We start from the raw sequence: 20,551 nt of genomic DNA, 5'->3' as shown, positions 1-20,551 counted from the left end.
ACTCCTAAATCAATAGAAAATAAGAATAAGAAGTTTTATCCCTTAATTGGTGGTGCCCAAACCTTAAGGTCTATTCCCTCTATTATTGCCCTTTTACCTTCAAGCTGCACAAGAACTCCAGAATGGACCTTCTGCATCATACAGTGCCCTGGAAGGAATCGGACTGTTTCACCGATACGGGGCATGTTTCCCTCGATTATGCCCTCAAATCCTCCAACCATACATATTCCAATGTCCAGGAATTCAAAGTCAGATTCTGGATCAATTCTGTGGCAGGGTCCTATCATGTGGACAGTTATGAGGCCGTTGTCCTCACTTAGAATCTTTGCAAAATGGGTTATTGGACATGCAAGTGGCCTGTACCTTACAACATCTCCTGCTTTGAGTTCCTTGTGTGTGAATGGATAAAGAACTTCTCGGCATGAACGTTCCCCGGGGAGGGGATGCAATATAAAATCTGCTTCGTATCCGTCCAGAACTCCCACAAATTTTTCCTCTTCAGGGATCACATCCTCTTCCTTGAGTATCTCCCTTATTTCATTCCTGTTTTCATTGAATATTTCTTGAAGGAGAAATCTGCAGCTTTCAACTTCTACCTTATTTTTTAGGAGGAAATGTGCAAACTCTTCGCACCTTGCGTAGCCACACACACCACAGTTGAAGCCAGGTAAGAGTTTCAAAAGCCTGGATCGCGGATCTGTGTTGTTTGAACTGTTGCTCATAAATACACCTGTAATTTATATAATTTAATATCCTGTTTTATCCTGATTTCAGATCTACTTTTTTATTCTCCTTCATAGCTCTGGAATCCATCAATTTTACGGAGTATTCCTCGATGGTATTTTTTGTTAACCTTGGTTTCTCCAACACATAACGTGCACACAGCAAGAGGTGCGGAATGCCTTAATTTTTCCTCATCAAGGGCCACTTCTTCTGACTTTATCATCTCTTCCGCAAGTTCAACGCATCCCTGACCTGAAAGGCCATTTGCTTCTATTATCTTACATTTTGGGTTCACTTCAAGGACCCTTTCCCGGAATATTTCACGTTCAGCCTGAGATATCATGTCACCCTTTGTTATGACTGCGATGTCTGCTGTGCTGAGGAATGGGCCAACTTTAAGGGGGGTGTTGGGTCCGCTGGTTGCATCTATAACACAAACCCCTAGGCAGTTCATTGTGTAAGGAGCGCATCTGTGGCAGAGTCCTGCTGTTTCAACAATGAGAAAATCTGATTCATTCTCTTCTGCCCAAGCTATCATATCTTCTACGTTGTAGATGGCGTAGTGGTCTGGACACATGTCCATGGAAAGTCCCACCTTGGTTGGTACCCCAACCCTGGCAAATTTTTGATCGTCATCTGTGTAGAGACAATCAATTTTAACCACGGATGATTTTAAATCCCTTTCTTTGAGGTTTTTAAGGGCATGTATCAGTACAGCTGTCTTTCCAGAACCCGGGGTTCCTGCAACAATTACCATTCTCATGTTATCACCAATATATATGATTTAATAAGTTTGTGGGAATGTACATACAATGTTACCATGAATTTTTAAAAACAGGTATCTGTATGGATCATCTAATTAAAGTGTTTTTCCTTGAAAGACCATTGGAAAATTAACCTAAAATCCTGTTTTTGATTATTTAAAAGCATTAATTTGGTTTTAGTGTTAGATATAGTTAATTTAATAGAGTAAGGTAAAATAAACTGAAAAACGTTTTTAATGATAAAAAAGATGACTGAAAATTACTTTATTGATTTTATGGATTTTATTAAAATTTATGGAATTATGATAAAAAAAAGCCATGAACAAGTAAATCTCCTGGTAAAAAGTAAGCGGGCCCGACGGGAATTGAACCCGCGACAACTTGGTTAAGAGCCAAGCGCTCTGCCAGACTGAGCTACGGGCCCCATAATAAATCTGAACAGAAAATGAATTGAATTATCTCAACAACAAATGATTGGTGGTCTAAGTCCCACATAACATGTAATGTTCAATGGGACTTAAATAGTTTGTGGCTGTTTCATAAGAATATGGGATTTTTTTCGTTGTTTTGGTCTGAAGTAATAATTTTATCCGGAATTTATTATGGAAAACAGCTTCAAAAGGGGGGGAATGGTAGATTTTTATCTGGAAACATCTCACAGTTCCAGATCTTCCATATTTACATCTTCAATAATTTCTCCATTACGCACCTTGTCCCTTAAACTGAGCAGGAGTTCATCGATCTTGTTCAGTTTCTTTGATATTGCTTTTTCTGCAGGTGTTGTGCCCACAACATTCTGCATACCTCCAGCCTTCATAACTATACGTTTATCTGTCATGAGTGCAAGCACAGGGTCATGGGTTACAACCATCACTATTTTTCCATGCCCCGATAGAACCTTAAGGGCATCGTGTTTTCTTATACCTGCGTTCTCTATTTCATCGATGAGCACGATTGGTGAATCACTTATTATTGCCACATCTGCAACCATCAAAGCCCTTGACTGACCTCCACTTAGAATTGTAAGGTCAAAGTCCTTTTTTATTGGCTCTCCAGTGAGTGTGTTTGCCAGTTTTATAACGGAGTTCACACATTTGTCACTGGCACCTCTGCATTTGGCGTGAAGATTCAAAAAGTCACCCACAGACATGTCCGCAAGGAAGTTCATGTTCTGGGACAGTTGAGCCACCATCTTCTTGCGTGGGTTTGTTCTGTCCTCGTAACTTGGTTCTTCATCATTCACCAGGATCTTTCTGCGTGAAAAGGTGTCTTCCTGTGCGAGCTGTTCTATATCTCCTATGAGAGAACTTTTACCGCTTCCTGTTGGACCTACAACTCCAAATATTTCACCCTTTCTTATGATGACTTCTTCAACAGGTTCCTTGTTTCCCTGTTTATCGTAGCCACCTCTAACAGTTATTTTCTCTATCATCACAGGTTCACCTTTCCCAGGGTATCCCCCCTTAATCCACGCCTCATTGTTTCAAGGGAGATTATCTCTTCTGGAGGAATGTTACCCAGGTTTACATTGGCTCCAAATTTGAGTATGAGGTAAACTTGCTGATTCTTCTGAGGAGCCTCCCAGATCACATTCTTAACGTCAATACTGTCTGCAATCCTTTGAACATCATCTTTTTTAACATTTCCAGCATTATCATAAATACCTATACCCTTTCCTCCTTCTCTAGCCTCGATAAGTACCTTGTATGCTCCCATGTTTATATCGTGTTCAATTAGTTCCACCCTTTCTTGAGTCGTGTATTCTCCATCTTTTTGAGGATCCTTCTTTCCAACCTCTGTTATTACCATGAATCCGTTGTCCTTAACGTTCTGGATCACTTCATCCCTAGCTTCTAAAGGAATATCAACAGAACCATCTGATATTTCAATAGCTTCAAATCCAAGTTTATCTGCTTCATTCAGAAATTCTTCAAGTTTGTTTTGAGTGTAAGCTACTTCAAATAATGTTCCACCGGGGTATGGCACAACACCATGGGCTTTATAAGATTCAACCTTAGTTTTTACAATTTCTTCATTGTACACCGCAGATGTGCACCATCCAAATTTCGCAAGATCAACGTGTTCACCTGATATCTCAAGCAGGTCCTCCAACATTTTAGGTCCTGTTCCCTTATCTAACATCATGGTAATTCCAGTACCAGGTTCTTTAACGCGATCCTGTGTGAGAAAATTAAATGCGTTCATTGCATCACCTTGTTTTTCCATCTAATTTCATATGTTAGATTGCAGATTATATATAAACTATTTCAAATAAATTTTAGAACCTAATAAGAATTGAATTTTTCGCTTCAAAAAAATTTGAAAATTCGATGGATCACCAGTTAATTGGAAGGTTGAATGTGATGAAAACTATGATTATCAATTAACGTATTATCATTTAATCAAAAAATTTATCTGAGTTCAAATTTAAGGATTAATAAATCTAAAAACTCATTGGGAACCCTCAAAAAATAAGTCAAAATTAGTGGTTCTTGATTGGTACCCGAATGCAACCTTATTAAAATCTTATAATAAGTTACTTGATTCAAGCTTATGAAAAAAAGTTGCTGTAATGGGTTAAGCTCATGCAAATAGAAGGTGAAGTGATTCTTTATGGATAAAAACATTCATTACTTTGAAAATCCAGGTATAGAAAACACAGATAAACTCATAGAACTTGTTAAAGCTCGAAAAGAAGAGTTAGGCATAAAGAACATTGTTATTGCATCTGCATCTGGAAGTTCAGGTGTTAAACTTGCAGAGAAGATTGAGGATGCGAGTATCGTTAACGTGACCCACCATGCAGGTTTCAGGGGTGGGGATGAAATCGAGGTTGAAACCAAGTACGGTTTGGAACTTGAGAAGAGAGGTGTTGAAATCTACGCAGGATCCCATGCTCTCAGCGGTGTTGGGAGGGGAATATCCAACAAATTCGGCGGCGTTACACCTGTTGAAGTAGTTGCAGAAACTTTAAGGATGTTCTCCCAGGGTTTGAAAGTCTGCGTTGAAATAAGTATCATGGCAGCAGATGCGGGACTTATACCAACAGATACTGAGGTTATAGCCATAGGTGGAACTGGAAAAGGTGTGGATACTGCAGTTGTTCTCAGTCCAGCACATATAAACAACTTCTTTGACCTCAGGATACATGAGATCATTGCAATGCCAAGACCCTGATTTTTTGGGTTATCTTTTCATCATGTTTCCAAGCAACAGTTCAAAAATTAATCTTAAAAAACTAGTAAGTTCACAATGACTTCATAGTGGAATGTTGATGACATTTTCATGATAAAAGTCAAAAATCAGTTCTGTGATAATAAATTATTGGTGAAAAAACCGTTGCTTTTAAATATGAGTTATTACAATAACACAATAAGTATTAGTAACATTAGCTGTGGGGGTATGAATTGAAATCTCTTATAAACAATACCATAAAAGAATCTGAAAAGAGAAGGGAAAGATCAGAAGTTGAAGCCCATCATGAATATGATGACAGCATCGACAACGATCTTAAAGAGATTATACAGAGAAGCCGGGCTAAAATCTATGTTATTGGAACTGGAGGGGCAGGAAACAATACAGTTTCAAGACTCAGTGAAATAGGAATAGCCGGAGCAGGAACTATCTCGGTAAATACCGACGCACAGGATCTTTTTTACTCAAAATCAGACCATAAAATACTCATTGGTCGGGACACATGCGGAGGTCTTGGAGCTGGTGGAATCCCTGATGTAGGAGAACAGAGTGCCGAAGAAAGCGAAGAGCAGATAAAGGCCAAACTCGAAGGGTCAGATATGGTCTTTGTAACCTGTGGTCTTGGTGGAGGAACAGGAACTGGTTCTGCACCAGTCATATCAAAGCTTGCAAAGAAATTAGGGGCTCTTACAATAGCTGTTGCAACAATGCCCTTCAGTGCAGAGGGACTTCGAAGAAGAGAAAACGCTGAAAAAGGACTTGAAAAGCTTCAAAACGCTGCAGACACAGTAATAGTCATTCCAAATGACAAACTCCTTGAAGTAGCACCTAACCTTCCAATAAACAAGGCTTTCATGGTTGCAGATGAGATACTTGGAAGGGCTGTGAAGGGCATAACCGAACTCATAACCAAACCTGGTTTAATCGGTCTGGACTTTGCAGACATCCGAAGTATTATGATGGGCTCAGGAATGGCAATGATAGGAATGGGTGAATCTGATTCAGGTGACAGGGCAATAGAATCTGTTCATGAAGCTCTCAACAGTCCACTGCTTGATCTTGACATATCCAATGCCAAAGGTGCACTCATAAACATCTCTGGAAGCTCAGATCTGACACTCCATGAGGCAGAGAAAGTTGTTCAGATAGTTGCAGATGAACTGGATCCAGATGCAAACATAATCTGGGGTACACAGATACAGGAAGACCTCCAGAACACAGTAAGAACAACCATAGTCGTGGCAGGAGTTAAGTCACCACATATATTTGGACTGCCAGGTGAACGTGAGTTCGTAGAAGAAAAGACAAAAGAAACTGTTCCAGAATCTTCATTAGAAGAATTCATTGACGGTGTTTTTTAATCAAAGACATTGATTCTAGATGAAGAGATATATTAATTGATAGATGATACTGTCAATCATTTAGGAGACACCATCACCGATAGATTAATCATGGAAGGTTATTCGAACCATTCAAGACAGCATGATTCACTAGGTTTATTTTTAGGGGTTTAGTCCGTACCATCCCCACAGATCAAAAGGTTTATAAATCCCTAAATAGATAAGCTATTGGTGATATTCTAAATTTTTTATAAATATCTCTTCTTTAATTTTATCAAAGCAGGTATTTCTATGAGTTTAAGTAAAGAGTCAACAGTCAATTTTCTAAAATTATGTCAGAGAGTTCTGCATGTGTCCAGGAAACCAGACAGATCAGAATATTTTAACGTTGCCAAAATAACAGGCATTGGAGTTATAATAATAGGTGTTGTAGGATTTGTAGTCAGCATGATAGCCCAACTTTTAGGCCAGTAATGAGTATGTTGATTTAAATCCAATTTATAACAGCTTTTAAAAAATTTTTTAAAATAATTATCTATTTATAATAATTATTTGAATAGTTATTTGTAATTAAAAATCTAAATTTATGATTTCAACGAAACCTAAAACAGCATTATCTAAAATTATTTAAATCCAAAAAGTGATATTGATTTAAGTCAGGTAAGTGATAAATTGATCTATGCAATAAGAACCCTTGTGGGCCAGGAGAAGAACGTTGCAAGACTCCTTGCAAGGAATGTTAAAACGAGTGGAATTGAAGTTCGCTCAATTTTAGTGCCCGAAACACTTAAAGGATATATTTTAGTTGAATCAGACACTAAAATAGACATGCAGAATCCTGCATTTAAGGTTCCCCACATGAAGGGTGCAATCGAAGGTGAAATACCCTACGATGAGATACAAACCTTTTTAAACCCTGAACCTATAACAGCCTCCATCAAGAAAGGAAGTATTGTGGAACTGGTATCAGGACCATTTAAGGGAGAAAAGGCCAAAGTTATCAGGATAGACGAATCTAAAGAAGATGTGGTCTTAGAACTTATTGAGGCCGCAGTTCCAATTCCTGTTACAGTTAAAGGTGATCAAATCAGATTAATACAGAAGGAGGCAGATTAATGGCAAAAGAAACCGTAGAAATTCTTATAGACGGCGGTAAAGCCACACCAGGACCACCATTAGGTCCTGCAATAGGTCCGCTGGGCATTAACATGATGCAAGTGGTTGAAGAGATCAACAAAAAAACTTCAGATTTCAGTGGAATGAAGGTACCAGTTAAGGTCATAGTTGACATAAGTACCAGGGAATTTGAAGTGGAAGTTGGTACACCACCAACAACCGCACTCATCAAGGATGAACTCAACATAGAAAAGGGTTCACAGGATCCTGGAGTAGACAAAGTAGCAGACCTCAAAGTTGAACAGGCACTGAAGATCGCTCGTATGAAATTCGATGCATTACTGTCCAACGACTACAAGATGGCTGCTAAAGAGGTTATAGGTACCTGCGTAAGTATGGGACTAACCGTCGAAGGAAAGGACCCAAGAGAAGTGCAGAAAGAAATAGATGAAGGAGTGTACGACAGTGTACTTGTTCAGGATGCTTAAATCCTGATCTATTTCTATTTTTAAAATTTAAATCAAGTGTAACCAAAATATTTAAAATTTTCATATTCACAAATTTATCATAAATGATGGATGAGATTTCATTCATCATATCACACATATCACAAATTCAATTTCATGGATATGGCATCATATCAGTGAACAAAAAATAGAATAATTCATTGTGAACTTTTCATTGAAAAAGTTCATGGAGGAATATTTGATGAAACAAGAGATACTTGAAGCGGTGAAGAAGGCTAAAGAAGACTCAAAGCCGAGGAACTTCACACAATCCATTGATGTTGTTATAACCATCAAGGATTTAGACGTGAAAAAGCCAGAAAACCGTATAGATGAAGAAGTGTTTCTCCCAAATGGTCGTGGTAAAGACGTTAAAGTTGCCTTCATAGCTGAAGGTGAGTTAGCGCTTCAGGCCAAAAATGCAGGTGCAGATATGGTTATAACCAAGGAAGACCTTGAAAAACTTGGTAAAAACCGTAAAGAAGCGAAAAAGATTGCAAACAACCATGACTTTTTCGTTGCACAGGCAGATTTCATGCCATTGGTAGGTAGATTCCTGGGACCTGTATTAGGACCAAGGAAAAAAATGCCTAAACCTGTTCCTGCAACAGCCAAAGCCGAACCAATCATGGAGAAACTTAAAGGCACAGCAAAAGTTAGAATAAAAGATCAACCAGTTATACAGGCACTTGTAGGTGCTCAGGACATGGATGATGAACTCATTGCAGAGAACATCGAAGCAGTGCTGGATATACTGGACAGAAAACTGGAGAAAGGAAGAAGCCAGATCAAGGCCATGTACATTAAAACAACCATGGGTCCAGTAGCGAGGGTGATCTAAATGCCTCATGTAGCTAGTTGGAAGAAAGAAGAGGTGGAAAGCCTCAAAGAACTCATAGAAAGCCATGATGTTGTGGGTATGGCTAACCTTTCAGACATACCAGCTCCTCAGCTTCAGAAGATGCGAAGATCCTTGAAGGACAGTGCAGTTGTTAAGATGTCAAGGAAAACCTTAATGAGCCTTGCACTTTCAGAGTCCAAAAAGGAAAACATAGCAGATCTTGAAGGACACATGGAGGGCCAGCCCGCCATGATCTTCACAGATATGAACCCATTCAAGCTGTACAAGATACTTGAGGCCAGTAAAACAGATGCTCCTGCAAAAGCTGGAAGCATTGCACCAGCAGACATCGTGGTGCCAAAGGGTGACACAGCCTTCAAACCAGGCCCAATACTTGGTGAGCTCCAGAAAGTAGGCATTCCTGCAAAGATCGACAAGGGCAAAATAGTTATAACCAATGATAAAACTATAGTTGCTGAGGGAGAAACCATCTCCAAGGAAATTGCAAGTATGTTAACCAGACTTGAGATATTCCCAATGGAAGTTGGAATTGACCTTGTAGCTGCTTATGAAGATCAAACAGTTTACACATCTGATGTATTGACAATCGATGAAGAGAAAACAATAGCAGATGTACAGAAAGCCTTCACTCAGGCACTGAACTTGTCAGTGAACGCCGTGATATTCAACAAGGAGTCCGTACCAGTACTACTGCAGAATGCAAACACCAAAGCAATGAACCTGGCACTGAATGCAGATGTCTTAACATCCAAAACCAGGGACATGATACTTGCAAAAGCTTACTCACAGATGCTTGCAGTTGCATCTGAAGTATCAGGTAAGGATGCAGATGCAGTTGATGATGAACTTCGAGAAAAACTGAATTCACAGGCCGCTGCAGCAGCAGCCCCGAAGGATGAAAATAAACCCGAAGACGATGAAGAGGAAGAAGCTGAAGAAGAGGAAGAAGAGAACGCAGCAGCCGGTCTCGGAGCCCTATTTGGCTGATTTAACTGAATTTCAACAAGTTTAATAAATTAAGTAGTTAAAACTCAGAGAAACACTCACGAGTTAAACGAATTTAAGAATATTTAGAATTTGAGGTGAATCAAATGGAGTATATATACGCAGCAATGTTATTGCACACAGCAAATCAGGACATTAACGAAGAGAACGTTAAAAAGGTATTAGAAGCAGCAGGATCAGAAGCAGATGAAGCAAGGATCAAAGCATTAATAGCAGCACTCGAAGATGTTGACATCGAAGAAGCTATAGCTAAAACAGCAGTGGCAGCCGCAGCACCTGCAGCAGCCGCAGCACCTGCAGCAGCAGCTGAAGAAGAGGAAGAAGAAGAGGAAGATGAAGAAGAGAAAGAAGAAGAAGCAGCAGCCGGTCTCGGTGCACTCTTCGGATAATCTCATTTCCCCTTTTTTTTAATCGAAAACTTCACAGGACTCTTCGTTAGTCCTAAAAGTCAGGAGTCTAATATATCATTATTAGATCTCCAAACGACTTTTTAAGATCGTGACTTAACTTATTAGACTTATCTTTAAAAATATTGTTTTATATCTTATTTTTAGAACTTATATTTTAGAATCCTTTAGGTTTTCATAGAATTTTTATAGAATTATTTTTGTAGAATGAATTTTAATTTTCAGTTTTTAATATTAATTTACAGTTGAATCCTATTTTAAATACCATTTCTGAAAGTTATTTTAAAAAAATTTTAAAACTATTTAAACCATTTTCATTCAAAATAGGATCACATTTTAAACATCAAAACTAAAATAAGTGTTGATTACAATACCAAATAAACAATTGAAATTATAGTACTTAAAAAATATAGATCTAATTACAATTTTTGAATGAAAAAACTCTTACATTACACTCTTTATGGTTTAGACGTTTAGAAGAGTTTGATTCAAATTTATGTATAAATAAGAGTGGATATTAATAAGTAAAGTCAGTTAAACTTAAAAAAACTTTTTATTGATGATTACCATGTCTCGTCAGCTTGAAGAACTCGGATTTACAAAGAAAACCTGTAAAAAATGTGGAAACGAATTTTGGTCAATAGGAGATAGGGACACCTGTGGAGATGCTCCATGCGATGAGTACGAATTCATAGGAAACCCTGCAACCAGCAAGAAGTACGACCTCTACGGAATTCAAAAGGAATTCACAGAATTCTTCCAGAAAAACGGTCACACCCCCATAAAGCGGTACCCAGTACTTGCAAAACGATGGAGAGATGATGTTTTCCTTGTTGGAGCTTCAATCTACAACTTCCAGCCTTGGGTAACCTCGGGAATGGTGGAACCACCTGCAAACCCCCTTGTTGTGGCCCAACCATCCATCAGACTCAACGATGTGGACAACGTTGGACGTACAGGCAGACACATGACCTGCTTCACGATGGGTGCACACCACGCATTCAACCGCCCTGAAAAACAGATTTATTGGCAGGATGAAACTGTCAAGTACTGCCACGACTTCATAAAACACATTGGAATCGATCCAAGTGAGATAAGTTACATAGAATCCTGGTGGAAGGGTGGTGGAAACGAAGGACCCTGCTATGAGATCTGCGTCAGGGGAGTGGAACTTGCAACCCTTGTCTTCATACAGTACAAAACAACACCAGATGGGCTCAAGGAGATTCCACTGAAGATCGTTGATACAGGATACGGGCTTGAGAGGTTCGCATGGATCTCACAGGGAACAGCAACAGCCTACGACGCATCCTTCGGACCTGTCATCAACCAACTTAAGGACATATCAGGTGTGGAACTCGACCAGGAACTCCTTGGGGAGAATGCAAAAATAGCCGGGATGATGGACATCGAGGACATTGCAGACCTCAAGGTATTAAGATCAAGGGTTGCAAACAAACTCGGAATATCCGTTGACGAGCTTACAAAGGCTGCAGAGCCAATGGAAGCAGTATATGTTATTGCAGACCATACAAGGTGCCTTGCATTCATGCTTGCAGATGGAGTGATACCATCAAACGTCAAGGAAGGATACCTTGCAAGACTCGTTCTGAGACGAACAGTACGGTTCATGAAGGACCTTAAATTGAAGGAATCACTCTCTGACATCATGGACATGCAGCTTGACTTTTTATCCAAAACCTACCCTGAAATCAAAACCAGCCAGGAGCACATATCCAACATAATCAACCTCGAAGAAAAACGCTACGGCAAAACAACATCAAAAGGGAAAAAACTGGTTCAGAAGAGTATAAAGTACCTTAAAAAGGAGAACAAAACAGAAATTCCCACAGATATGCTCATAAAACTCTACGATTCCCATGGAATTCCTCCAGAGAGTATTGAGGAAATTGCAGCTGCTGAAAACTTCAGTGCAAATGTTCCCGACAACTTTTACACCCTGGTTGCAGCGGAGCATGAAGAGGAAGTAGTTGAAGAGAAGTTCCAGATGGAACTTGACTTCCCTGAAACAGAGCTCATGTTCTACGATGAACCAGATGAAAGAGATTTCACAGCAAAACTGCTTGGTTTCCATGAAACCAGTGCAGTACTTGACAGAACCGTCTTCTATCCTGAAGGAGGAGGTCAACCATCGGACATAGGATTTTTAAAGGTTGGAAATGAGAAGTTCAGGGTTCTTCATGCTGAGAAGGTTCAGAACGTTGTCATGCACAAACTGAGTGATGAAGATGCAGAGAAACTCAGGGCATTTACTGGTTCAGAGGTTGAAGGAGAGATCGATCCTGTGCAGAGAGTGGCACTTACAAGGAACCACACAGCAACACACTTGATCGTTGCAGCTGCAAGGCAGGTTCTTGGGGAACACATATGGCAGGCAGGTGCCCAGAAGGGTGTCAAAAAGTCAAGAATCGATCTGTCCCATTACAAACGTATAAAACCCGAGGAGCTTCAGGAGATAGAACTCATTGCAAACAGGTTCGTGATGGAAAATCATCATGTTAAAACCCGCTGGATGAACAGGACAGATGCAGAGAAGAAGTACGGTTTCATACTCTACCAGGGAGGAGTTGTTCCTGGAATCAACATCAGAACTGTTAAGATTGAGGATGTGGATGTTCAGGCATGTGCAGGTACCCATGTGGAGCGCACAGGGGATATCGGTATGATCAAGATAACCCGTACCGAGAGGATCCAGGACGGGGTTGAAAGGATCGAGTTTTCAGCTGGAGAAGCTGCAGTTGAAGCTGTTCAAAGAAACGATGACCTCCTCAAGGAGAGCAGTGGCATATTCAAGGTTGAAGCTGAACAGCTCCCTAAAACCTGTGAAAGGTTCTTCACAGAGTGGAAGGCCTTCAAGAATGAAATTGGAAGACTTCAGGATCAGATCGCTGCCCTCAAGATGGGTGGACTTGGAGACAGTGCTGAAAGTATTGGAAACATCACCTTCCTGAGCCAGCAGATGGACAGTGACATGGGCGAACTCATGAAGATCGCAACGGACCTCACGGAAAAAGAAGATGGCGTTGACGTGGTTGTACTTGGTAACACTGAGGGTAAGATCGTTGGGGCTTCCTCTAAGAAAGCTGTAGGTCTTGGTGTGAATATGAACGAGATCATCAAGGGTGCAGCCAAGTTACTTGGTGGGGGTGGGGGTGGAAGACCCAACCTTTCACAGGGTGCAGGCCGCAGCAGCGAGAAGATGGATGAGGCAATGGAGTACGTTGCAAAGAGTGTGAGGGAGATTGTGGAGTGAATCCATAACCCTTCAATTACTTTAAAATCATCTAATTAAAAGTATTCAGTTTTTTTAATTTTTTATTAATTTTTTATTTTTACATTTTCATTTATTTCTAATTTAATTAGTCTAAATTTTCATAAAATTTTAATTTATCTTCAGTTTTCAATTTTGAATTTAAAACCTGAATTTAAAACCATTTTTAAATCAAAAAAAAATCAAAATGTTATATAAGAAATGATCCAAACTAAACAATTGTTATAAAAATCGTTCTTATAAAAAAATGAAAAATTTAATTGTTTTTTAATAAAAAAAATATTTAAAAATATTTAAAAATTTACTTAAATTATTTAAAAAAATATTTCTAAATTTCCTGAAAAAAATCGTTGAAAATTTATATGAATGATTTTAGATGTACAAACTAACCCGGAGAACCTGAATGAAGATCCGTACAATAGAAGAGATAAATAAGAAAATTGAAAGTGGAGATGCAACTGTCTTAACAGCAGAGGAAATATCACATCTTGTAAGGGATGGTGAGGAACCACGTGCTGAGGATGTTGATGTTGTGACCACAGGTACTTGTGGAATAATGTCTGGAACAGCTGCAGTACTCCACGTGCCGGTTGCAGATCCTGGAGCATTCAAGAAAGCTAAAAGTGTCTTGCTCAATGGTGTACCTGGATTTCCAGGTCCATGTCCAAATGAATGGCTTGGATCCGTGGATATGATCGTTTACGGGACAAACCATAGTGTTTACGATGAGACCTATGGTGGAGGGTTCCTTTTCAAGGACCTTGTTAGTGGAAATGATGTGAAAATAGAGGTTGAATCCATACACGGAGAAAAATTTGAATCAACCGTTACTATGGATGATTTAGGCACTGCCCAAATGATCGGAACACGCCTTGCCTTCAAAAACTACAACTCATTTGTAAATCCAACAACCGAAGCTGTTTCATCCATATTCAACGCCATAGACATGGCTGGTCCCTTCAAAGGCTTCACATTTTCAGGCTGCGGTGAGCTGAATCCCCTGCAGAACGATCCATCAATGAATGCCATTTGTGCCGGGGCTAAAGTGCTTTTGAACGGTTCTGAAGGTCTTGTGATCGGCAGGGGGACACGCAGCAGTGCTGAAAAACCCAACATGATGATAACGGCAGATATGAAAGCTATGGATCCTCATTACCTTGGGGGGTTCAAAACTGGGGCTGGACCTGAGATCTTCGACAGTGTTGCAGCTGCAATCCCTATTCTGAGTGAGGATATATTCAAGGAAACCTTCATACAGAATAAGGATGTTAAATTGCCAGTTACAGATATAAGAGGCCGTCACAGTGTTCTTGGATTCACTGACTATGCTGATGCCTGGGAAGGTTCCGATGAGAGGCCGGTTTATCACTCAGATACCTGTCAAAACTGTGAGGTTTGTATCGTTCGTGAGAGATGTCCTACAGGGGCTTACACAGACACGTTGAACACAAGACGTTGCTTCGGCTGTGGAATGTGTGCTTACTCATGTCCATACGGTGCCTTCACAATGGAAACTGGAAGTGTGCATTTTTCCGTTGAAGGAGAACCTATGGAGGTTCCTGTGATGTGCAGACAGTCCGATATAAAAAGGGCCAGAGAACTTGTTGCAGAACTGACAAAAAGGATAGTTGATGGGAAATTTTTACTGAATAACTGCTTGTAGTCCCAACTTTCCATCCTTAAATTTCTTTTATTTCTTCCTGAATCATTGAAGATTTAAAAAAAACTTTTTTTAGAAAACTTTTTAATTTTGAGTTATGCTAAAAAAGTTCCAGATTAAATTTTAAAATAAAAATAGAAATTTAACTGAAATTGAGTTAAAATTACAGAAACTGATTAAAGATTAGTTCATCCAATCTTCAGGCTGGGAACTACCTGGGACGTTCCAGAAAATAGCATGATACCTATCATAAATCCGATTATCAGTGCTGCAATTAGTATTATAAGAGTTGCACCCATATCACTGGATTTCTTGGATGGCACAGGTTCATAATCATCGTATTCATAATAAGACTCATAATATTCCTGTTTTTGTGGTTTTTTAGAGTGATCTCTTCGTCTAGGAGTTTCAGGTTCATCGTAACCACTGTAACTTTCGTAGATATCCTCGTAGTCTTCCTGATCCTGGTACTCCCCCTCTATGTATCTTTCCTTCAGGGGCTTTTTAGATACTGGTTTCCTCTTACTTTTGGGTATGAAAAGTTCCATACCACAGTTGGGACAGTATGCCTCATCATCTCCAATTTTAGCTCCGCAATTTTCACAGATCATGTTACCACTTGCCAGTTTCGATATCCCACCATTCTACATGCATAATCATTTGAAAAGTTTAATGTGGAATACTATAAGATTATATGGTATTATAAAGTTTTTTTAATTGCACCCATATAACTTATAAAAATTCTATAGCTTATAAAAGTTATTTTTACCATATAAATTTAGAGTACATGGTTTACACAACCATCCATCAATGGATCTGCTTTTTAAGGTTTTTCACCTACAAAAAAAGAAAGATAGTTTGGAAAGAAAGATACTTGGGGAATAAAAATTTTATCCAACAACCCTCATGTTCTGAATGAATAACTGGGGAAGAACAAACGGGCCTCTCTGTTTAATGGTTTTAGAAGCTGCAGATGCGTCTTTGAGGCTCTGGAATATGTTTCCAGATATCATGGCCTTTTTCACAGGATACGCAATCTCTCCCTTTTCTACTTTGAAGGCGTTCATTGCTTCCACTGAGAAGTCTCCAGATATGGGGTTTGCAGTGTGTGCACCGAGAACATCCCTTACGAAGATTCCATCTTGAACATCTGAAAGTTCGTTGATGCTTCCAAATTCAACTAGGAAGTTGCTCATACCCACACCAGGCATGTCTGCATAGGATCCCCTCATACCGTTACCTGTACTTTCAACACCGCCCTTTCTGGAGGTGTATATGTCATACAGGAAGTTTTTAAGGATACCCTTCTCTATTAAGGTTGTTTTCTGGCTTGGTGTTCCTTCACCATCGATGCTTGAGGAGTTGAGACCCTTCTCAAGGGTTCCGTCATCGCATATACTCATGGAATCTGATACCACCTGTTCCCCAATTTTGTCTGCAAAGAGTGATCTTCCCCTTTGTACATTGTCTGCATTCAGTGCATTTGAGAAAGTTGAAAGTAAACCTGCAGCTGCATCGTAGTCCAGTATAACCACAGAGTCTCCAGTATCTATGGGTTTGCCTCCCCTTGAGTCTAGTGCAACTTGACATGCTGTCTGTGCTATGGTTTCTGGATCCACATCCAAGTGGGTTGATGAGTCTAATTCATGGGCAGTTGAAACTGCTTCACCATCTTCTGCATTCACAGATATGTAACCTGCAAAACCTGTTGAGACATCCTGACAATCTGCACCCTCTGAATTCAGAAGAAGACTTTTGTAGGAACCTGCAGCAAATCCTCCAGATGTTGGCTGGCATTTACGATCCGAAACCGTGTTTATCATGGTCTGTGCAAAGTTCACAGCTTCCTCAATTTCAAATGATTCAAACCTTTTGTCGTAAAGGCCTTTGACACTTGGATATTTGGATTTTGGTGCGAATGCAAAGTTTTCATCGGCCACGTTTGAACTGGCGTTGAAAACTGCCCTTTCAACTGTTCTGGTCAGTTCTTCTGTGTTTTTGGTGTTGGTTGTGTGTGCAAATCCCATTTTACCGTCAATTATCACCCTCACTCCAACTCCAAGTGAGATAACTTCCTTTGCAAAGTCCACCTTGTCATTTTTAATATCAACATCCACACTTTCTTCCTTTTCCACGTAGATCTCAGCATTTTCAGCCTGTTTCAATGCAATATCCATTGTTTTTTTTGCTAACTCATACATCATAATATAAACCTCTCAACAGCTTCTGCAACCCCGTCTCCATAGGGTTTTTCTGTAACGTAATCTGCAATATCTTTAAGCTCGGGAACAGCATTTGAAACTGCAACTTTAACTCCTGAAGCCTTCAAAAAGTCCAGATCATTTTCACTGTCACCTACAGCCATTATCTCATCCGTACTTATCCCCATTTTTCCTGCAAGAAATTTGAGGGATGAACCCTTGTTCACTGAAGGGTCTGTGAGGTGTATTGCAAATTTTGAATCATATATTTCAACATCCCACTCTTTAAGCACATCTTTAACTGTTTTAACAGGAATACTCCGATTCAATGCAATTTCAGACACCCTGTACCGTGAGTATTCAACCTTTTCAACTGAAGAACTACCCTCAGTGTTGGATTTTAAAAACTCATATGCCCTCTGACATTTATCTATATCCCCAAGAACATGTGTTTCTCCCTGAAACTCCACCACTCCACCGTTTTCAGCCACAAAACCACCAGTTGTGCCGAAGAGTATTGACAATGCGTTTACAAAACAGGATATGTTTCCTGTGACTATGACAACAGGAATTCCCATATCCTCAACTGTACGAATAGTTTTTATTGCACTTATACATGCTTTTCTTGTTTTATCAGTTATTGTACCATCAACATCCAGAGCTACAGCCTTAATCAATAGATTTCCACCCATTATTATTTATCAAATTACATTGAACCGTACCTGTATGCAATGTTACAGGTTCCCTCTTTACTCACCATACAAGCCCCTACAGGATTCATGGGATTGCATTCCTTCCTGAATAGTTTGCACTGCTCAGGTCTTGCAATTCCCCTGAGTATTGGGCCACAAATACAACCTTTAACAACGTCCTGTACTTCCTCAACTTCTATGTCAAATTTTTCCCTTGCATTGAACTGGGAAAACTCATCCTTGATCTCGTAGACAGAATCTGGTATGGTAGGGAAACCCCTCCACTCCCTGCTTGTGACGTAGAAAACTTCTTCAAGGAGTTCCTGGGCCTTAACATTACCTTCCTCCCGGACTGCACGTTTGTATTCATTCTGAACCTCTGCCTTTCCATCTTTGAACTGTTTGAGTATCATGTAAACTGACATGAGAACATCCAGTGGGTTGAAACCTGCAACGACCTGAGGAATGTTGTATTTTTCAGAGAAAAGGTTGTATGGTTCTGTTCCAATGATGGTTGACACATGTCCAGGCTCTATGAGTGCGTTGAGGTTCACCTCACCAGATTCAATTAGAAACTTGAGTGCCGGTGGTATCATCCTGTGACATGACAGAAATGAGAGGTTTTCTGGAGGTTCCGAAACAATCTCAGCTGCTGTTGTTGGGGCGGTGGTTTCAAATCCTGCAGCCATGAAAACAACCTCATTGTCTATCTTTTCAGCTATTTCAACTGCGTTGTTTACACCGTAAACTATCCTAACATCTGCACCCTCTGCCTTTGCATCCATGAGTGAACCTGTTACTCCTGGAACCCGTAACATGTCCCCAAAGGTTGCTATTGTAACTCCCTGCCTTGCAAGGTATAGACACTCCTCAACTTCCCTTGCAGGGACACAGCAGACTGGACATCCAGGTCCTGCAACTATCTCAACTTCCTTTGGGAGAAGTGACCTTATTCCATGCTGCATTATGGTGTGTTCATGTGATCCGCAAACATGCATTATTTTAACGGGTCTTGAAATGTTTTCTATGCGTTTTACTATTTCTCTGGACAAATTCTTCATTAAGACACCTTGATAACTTTTGATTTCCTGAATTATACCTTTATCAGACCTAAGAATTTTGAGTTTAATTCTTGTAATATCTATTGTAGAAACAGATACATAAAAATAAGCATGAGGAAAAAGTTCTATAATTTTTTAAGAAAATTTTTTAAGAAGACTTCAGAAAAGGAAATAATTTTAAAGAACTTCCAACTATTTATATAATCATAAATCGTAATTGCTACTTCTATTTAAAAAATAAAAAGGATAATATAAAAATGAAGGTATCTGTTATTGGTCTTGGTAAAGAGGGAGAAAATGCCGTAAAATCCCTTTTAAATTATGGATGTCATGTTTACGCCTCAGATATAAATGAGAATATTGATCTAACTACTTTTGATGATTACATCGAATATCCTGATAAAGGCCTTGATATCGATCTGGGACATCACGATCTTGATAAGATCCATTCATCAGATGCCGTTGTCATCAGCCCGGGTCTCTGGAACCTTAAAATGGCAGAGAAAATCAGATCCCAGAAAAAACTTCTCTCAGATGTTTTCAAGAAACATGAATCCATATTCACAGTGGGTGTTACAGGTACAAACGGTAAAACCACAACCTGTTTCATGATAAAGGAAATACTCGAAAAAAAAGGTTTGAAGGTTCTTGTTGGAGGTAACGCAGGTGGAGGATTTCAGGGTTACACCCAGCTCATACTTGAAGCTGAACTTGGAAAAACAGAACAAAAATATGATGTCATGGTGGTTGAGGTCTGTGACATGACCCTTGATTTTTCAAGGGCAACCTTCAACTTGGATGTTGTGGTGGTCACCAACGTTGGAACCGACCACATGGACTTCCATGTATCCCTTGAGAACTACTGTGAATCAGTTTGCAGATTCTTAAAGGATAAAAAAGCGGTTTTAAATGGATACGATGTTAACCTGAGAAATTTGGGTGATTGTGCAGATGAAACCCTGTTTTTTGAGGAGTATGCTGGAAAGTTGAATGTCTTTGGTAAGTTCAACAGACAGAATGCAGGGGCTGCATCAGAAATAGGAAAGATTTTGGGTGCAACATCTGATGATATCACTACGGCACTTGGAGATTTTAAGGGTGTTGAAGGAAGAACCAAACTCCTGGAGGTTCATGGTTCCAGGGTGCTCATAGGAAAAACCGACAATGCAGATGCAACATCTGCTGTGCTCACGGAGACTCATTTTGATGTGGTTATGATTGGAACCCCCAGGAAGGGAGAGTTATGTAGATTTGATACATTGAGAAAGGTTTCAAAGGCAAATCCAAGTGTTTTAGCACTGTTTCCAGGACTTGATGATACTGTGGATGCTGCTTTGAAGATCCTTAAAAATACAGGTTACTCTGGAGAGGTAAAGATTCTTGAAGATGTTTCTGAAGTTGTTGATTTTACATTGAAACTTACAAAGGTAGAACCCGGTATCAGCATATTCATCGGTGGAAACGGCCAGGATAAGATCACAGAGATACAGAAAAAATTGTATCCACATTCTAAAGACAAAGATTGATTAAATTAATTTTTTAAATGAATTTTATTATTTTTTTGATGGAATGAATGATTTGAAGTCTCTTTTACAGTTTCATGTGAATTGATCCTGCAACTTCGTATGATCAATTTCGCCGACACTCATATTATGGGTATTTATAGTGTGATGATCTACTATATAGAGAAATAATAAATTTCTATTAGAACTCAAAAGGAGGATTGA

19 protein-coding genes and 1 tRNA gene are annotated in these 20,551 nt (G+C 39.5%); 11 read left to right on the top strand and 9 right to left on the bottom strand.

The annotated features are described in order from the left end of the window. Positions 1-35: 35 nt before the first annotated feature. The 5 genes from MCBB_RS02045 to comA all read right to left on the bottom strand — a co-directional run bounded on the left by MCBB_RS02045 (position 36) and on the right by comA (position 3,692). Positions 36-722: a (Fe-S)-binding protein gene (locus MCBB_RS02045; protein ID WP_071906113.1), complete on the bottom strand. Its 687-nt coding sequence runs from the start codon at positions 720-722 to the stop codon at positions 36-38. A gap of 62 nt (positions 723-784) precedes the next feature. Next, entirely contained in the window at positions 785-1,486 is a 702-nt protein-coding gene (locus MCBB_RS02040) for a GTP-binding protein (protein WP_071906110.1), read from the bottom strand. A 351-nt stretch (positions 1,487-1,837) separates the two neighbouring features. Beyond that, positions 1,838-1,911: transfer RNA gene (locus MCBB_RS02035), tRNA-Lys, on the bottom strand. A gap of 231 nt (positions 1,912-2,142) precedes the next feature. Beyond that, on the bottom strand, positions 2,143-2,919 hold the full coding sequence (locus MCBB_RS02030) for an ATP-binding cassette domain-containing protein (RefSeq protein WP_071906108.1): 777 nt from the start codon (positions 2,917-2,919) through the stop codon (positions 2,143-2,145). After that, positions 2,919-3,692, bottom strand: a complete 774-nt coding sequence (gene comA / locus MCBB_RS02025) for a phosphosulfolactate synthase (RefSeq protein WP_071906106.1) — start codon at positions 3,690-3,692, stop codon at positions 2,919-2,921. Before comA ends, MCBB_RS02030 begins: the two co-directional genes overlap by 1 nt. A gap of 408 nt (positions 3,693-4,100) precedes the next feature. Here comA and MCBB_RS02020 point away from each other — a divergent pair, with 408 nt between their 5' ends. From MCBB_RS02020 to MCBB_RS01975, 10 genes are all read left to right on the top strand, one after another. Then, a complete protein-coding gene (locus MCBB_RS02020; RefSeq protein ID WP_071906104.1) occupies positions 4,101-4,664 on the top strand; it encodes a pyruvate kinase alpha/beta domain-containing protein in 564 nt (187 codons plus the stop codon). Between the two features lie 230 nt (positions 4,665-4,894). Then, on the top strand, positions 4,895-6,043 hold the full coding sequence (gene ftsZ / locus MCBB_RS02015) for a cell division protein FtsZ (protein ID WP_071906103.1): 1,149 nt from the start codon (positions 4,895-4,897) through the stop codon (positions 6,041-6,043). A gap of 270 nt (positions 6,044-6,313) precedes the next feature. After that, complete coding sequence (locus MCBB_RS02010; protein ID WP_071906100.1) at positions 6,314-6,496, top strand: protein translocase SEC61 complex subunit gamma; 183 nt, start codon at positions 6,314-6,316, stop codon at positions 6,494-6,496. A gap of 198 nt (positions 6,497-6,694) precedes the next feature. Next, positions 6,695-7,138 carry a transcription elongation factor Spt5 gene (locus MCBB_RS02005; RefSeq protein WP_071906098.1) on the top strand — a complete coding sequence of 148 codons (444 nt, stop codon included), beginning with the start codon at positions 6,695-6,697 and terminating at the stop codon, positions 7,136-7,138. Beyond that, complete coding sequence (locus tag MCBB_RS02000) at positions 7,138-7,626, top strand: 50S ribosomal protein L11 (protein WP_071906096.1); 489 nt, start codon at positions 7,138-7,140, stop codon at positions 7,624-7,626. Before MCBB_RS02005 ends, MCBB_RS02000 begins: the two co-directional genes overlap by 1 nt. 220 nt (positions 7,627-7,846) lie before the next feature. After that, entirely contained in the window at positions 7,847-8,485 is a 639-nt protein-coding gene (locus MCBB_RS01995; protein ID WP_071906094.1) for a 50S ribosomal protein L1, read from the top strand. Further along, positions 8,486-9,493, top strand: coding sequence for a 50S ribosomal protein L10 (locus MCBB_RS01990; protein ID WP_071906091.1), 1,008 nt, complete (start codon positions 8,486-8,488; stop codon positions 9,491-9,493). It begins immediately after the preceding gene. Positions 9,494-9,597: 104 nt separating this feature from the next. Then, positions 9,598-9,900, top strand: coding sequence for a 50S ribosomal protein P1 (rpl12p, locus tag MCBB_RS01985; RefSeq protein ID WP_071906089.1), 303 nt, complete (start codon positions 9,598-9,600; stop codon positions 9,898-9,900). 577 nt (positions 9,901-10,477) lie between these two features. Beyond that, positions 10,478-13,192 carry an alanine--tRNA ligase gene (alaS, locus tag MCBB_RS01980; protein WP_071906087.1) on the top strand — a complete coding sequence of 905 codons (2,715 nt, stop codon included), beginning with the start codon at positions 10,478-10,480 and terminating at the stop codon, positions 13,190-13,192. A 421-nt stretch (positions 13,193-13,613) separates the two neighbouring features. Continuing rightward, on the top strand, positions 13,614-14,873 hold the full coding sequence (locus MCBB_RS01975) for a methanogenesis marker 16 metalloprotein (RefSeq protein ID WP_071906085.1): 1,260 nt from the start codon (positions 13,614-13,616) through the stop codon (positions 14,871-14,873). 185 nt (positions 14,874-15,058) lie between these two features. Here MCBB_RS01975 and MCBB_RS01970 read toward each other — a convergent pair whose 3' ends face one another. The 4 genes from MCBB_RS01970 to hypD all read right to left on the bottom strand — a co-directional run bounded on the left by MCBB_RS01970 (position 15,059) and on the right by hypD (position 18,824). Then, the gene (locus MCBB_RS01970) at positions 15,059-15,481 is read right to left on the bottom strand and encodes a zinc ribbon domain-containing protein (protein WP_071906083.1); all 423 of its coding nucleotides are present in this window, start codon (positions 15,479-15,481) and stop codon (positions 15,059-15,061) included. 279 nt (positions 15,482-15,760) lie between these two features. After that, positions 15,761-17,071, bottom strand: coding sequence for a TldD/PmbA family protein (locus MCBB_RS01965; RefSeq protein WP_231916387.1), 1,311 nt, complete (start codon positions 17,069-17,071; stop codon positions 15,761-15,763). Continuing rightward, positions 17,071-17,748 carry a phosphoglycolate phosphatase gene (locus MCBB_RS01960; RefSeq protein WP_084789738.1) on the bottom strand — a complete coding sequence of 226 codons (678 nt, stop codon included), beginning with the start codon at positions 17,746-17,748 and terminating at the stop codon, positions 17,071-17,073. The genes MCBB_RS01965 and MCBB_RS01960 overlap by 1 nt, the downstream gene beginning before the upstream one ends. Before the next feature lie 29 nt (positions 17,749-17,777). Beyond that, positions 17,778-18,824 (bottom strand): hydrogenase formation protein HypD, encoded by a 1,047-nt coding sequence (gene hypD, locus MCBB_RS01955; RefSeq protein ID WP_071906077.1) that lies wholly within the window; start codon positions 18,822-18,824, stop codon positions 17,778-17,780. A gap of 257 nt (positions 18,825-19,081) precedes the next feature. Here hypD and MCBB_RS01950 point away from each other — a divergent pair, with 257 nt between their 5' ends. Continuing rightward, on the top strand, positions 19,082-20,350 hold the full coding sequence (locus tag MCBB_RS01950) for a Mur ligase family protein (RefSeq protein ID WP_071906075.1): 1,269 nt from the start codon (positions 19,082-19,084) through the stop codon (positions 20,348-20,350). The last annotated feature ends 201 nt before the right edge of the window (positions 20,351-20,551 follow it).

It is taken from the genome of Methanobacterium congolense (assembly GCF_900095295.1).
Lineage (GTDB): Archaea > Methanobacteriota > Methanobacteria > Methanobacteriales > Methanobacteriaceae > Methanobacterium_C > Methanobacterium_C congolense.
This window is presented reverse-complemented; position numbering and strand designations above follow the sequence as displayed.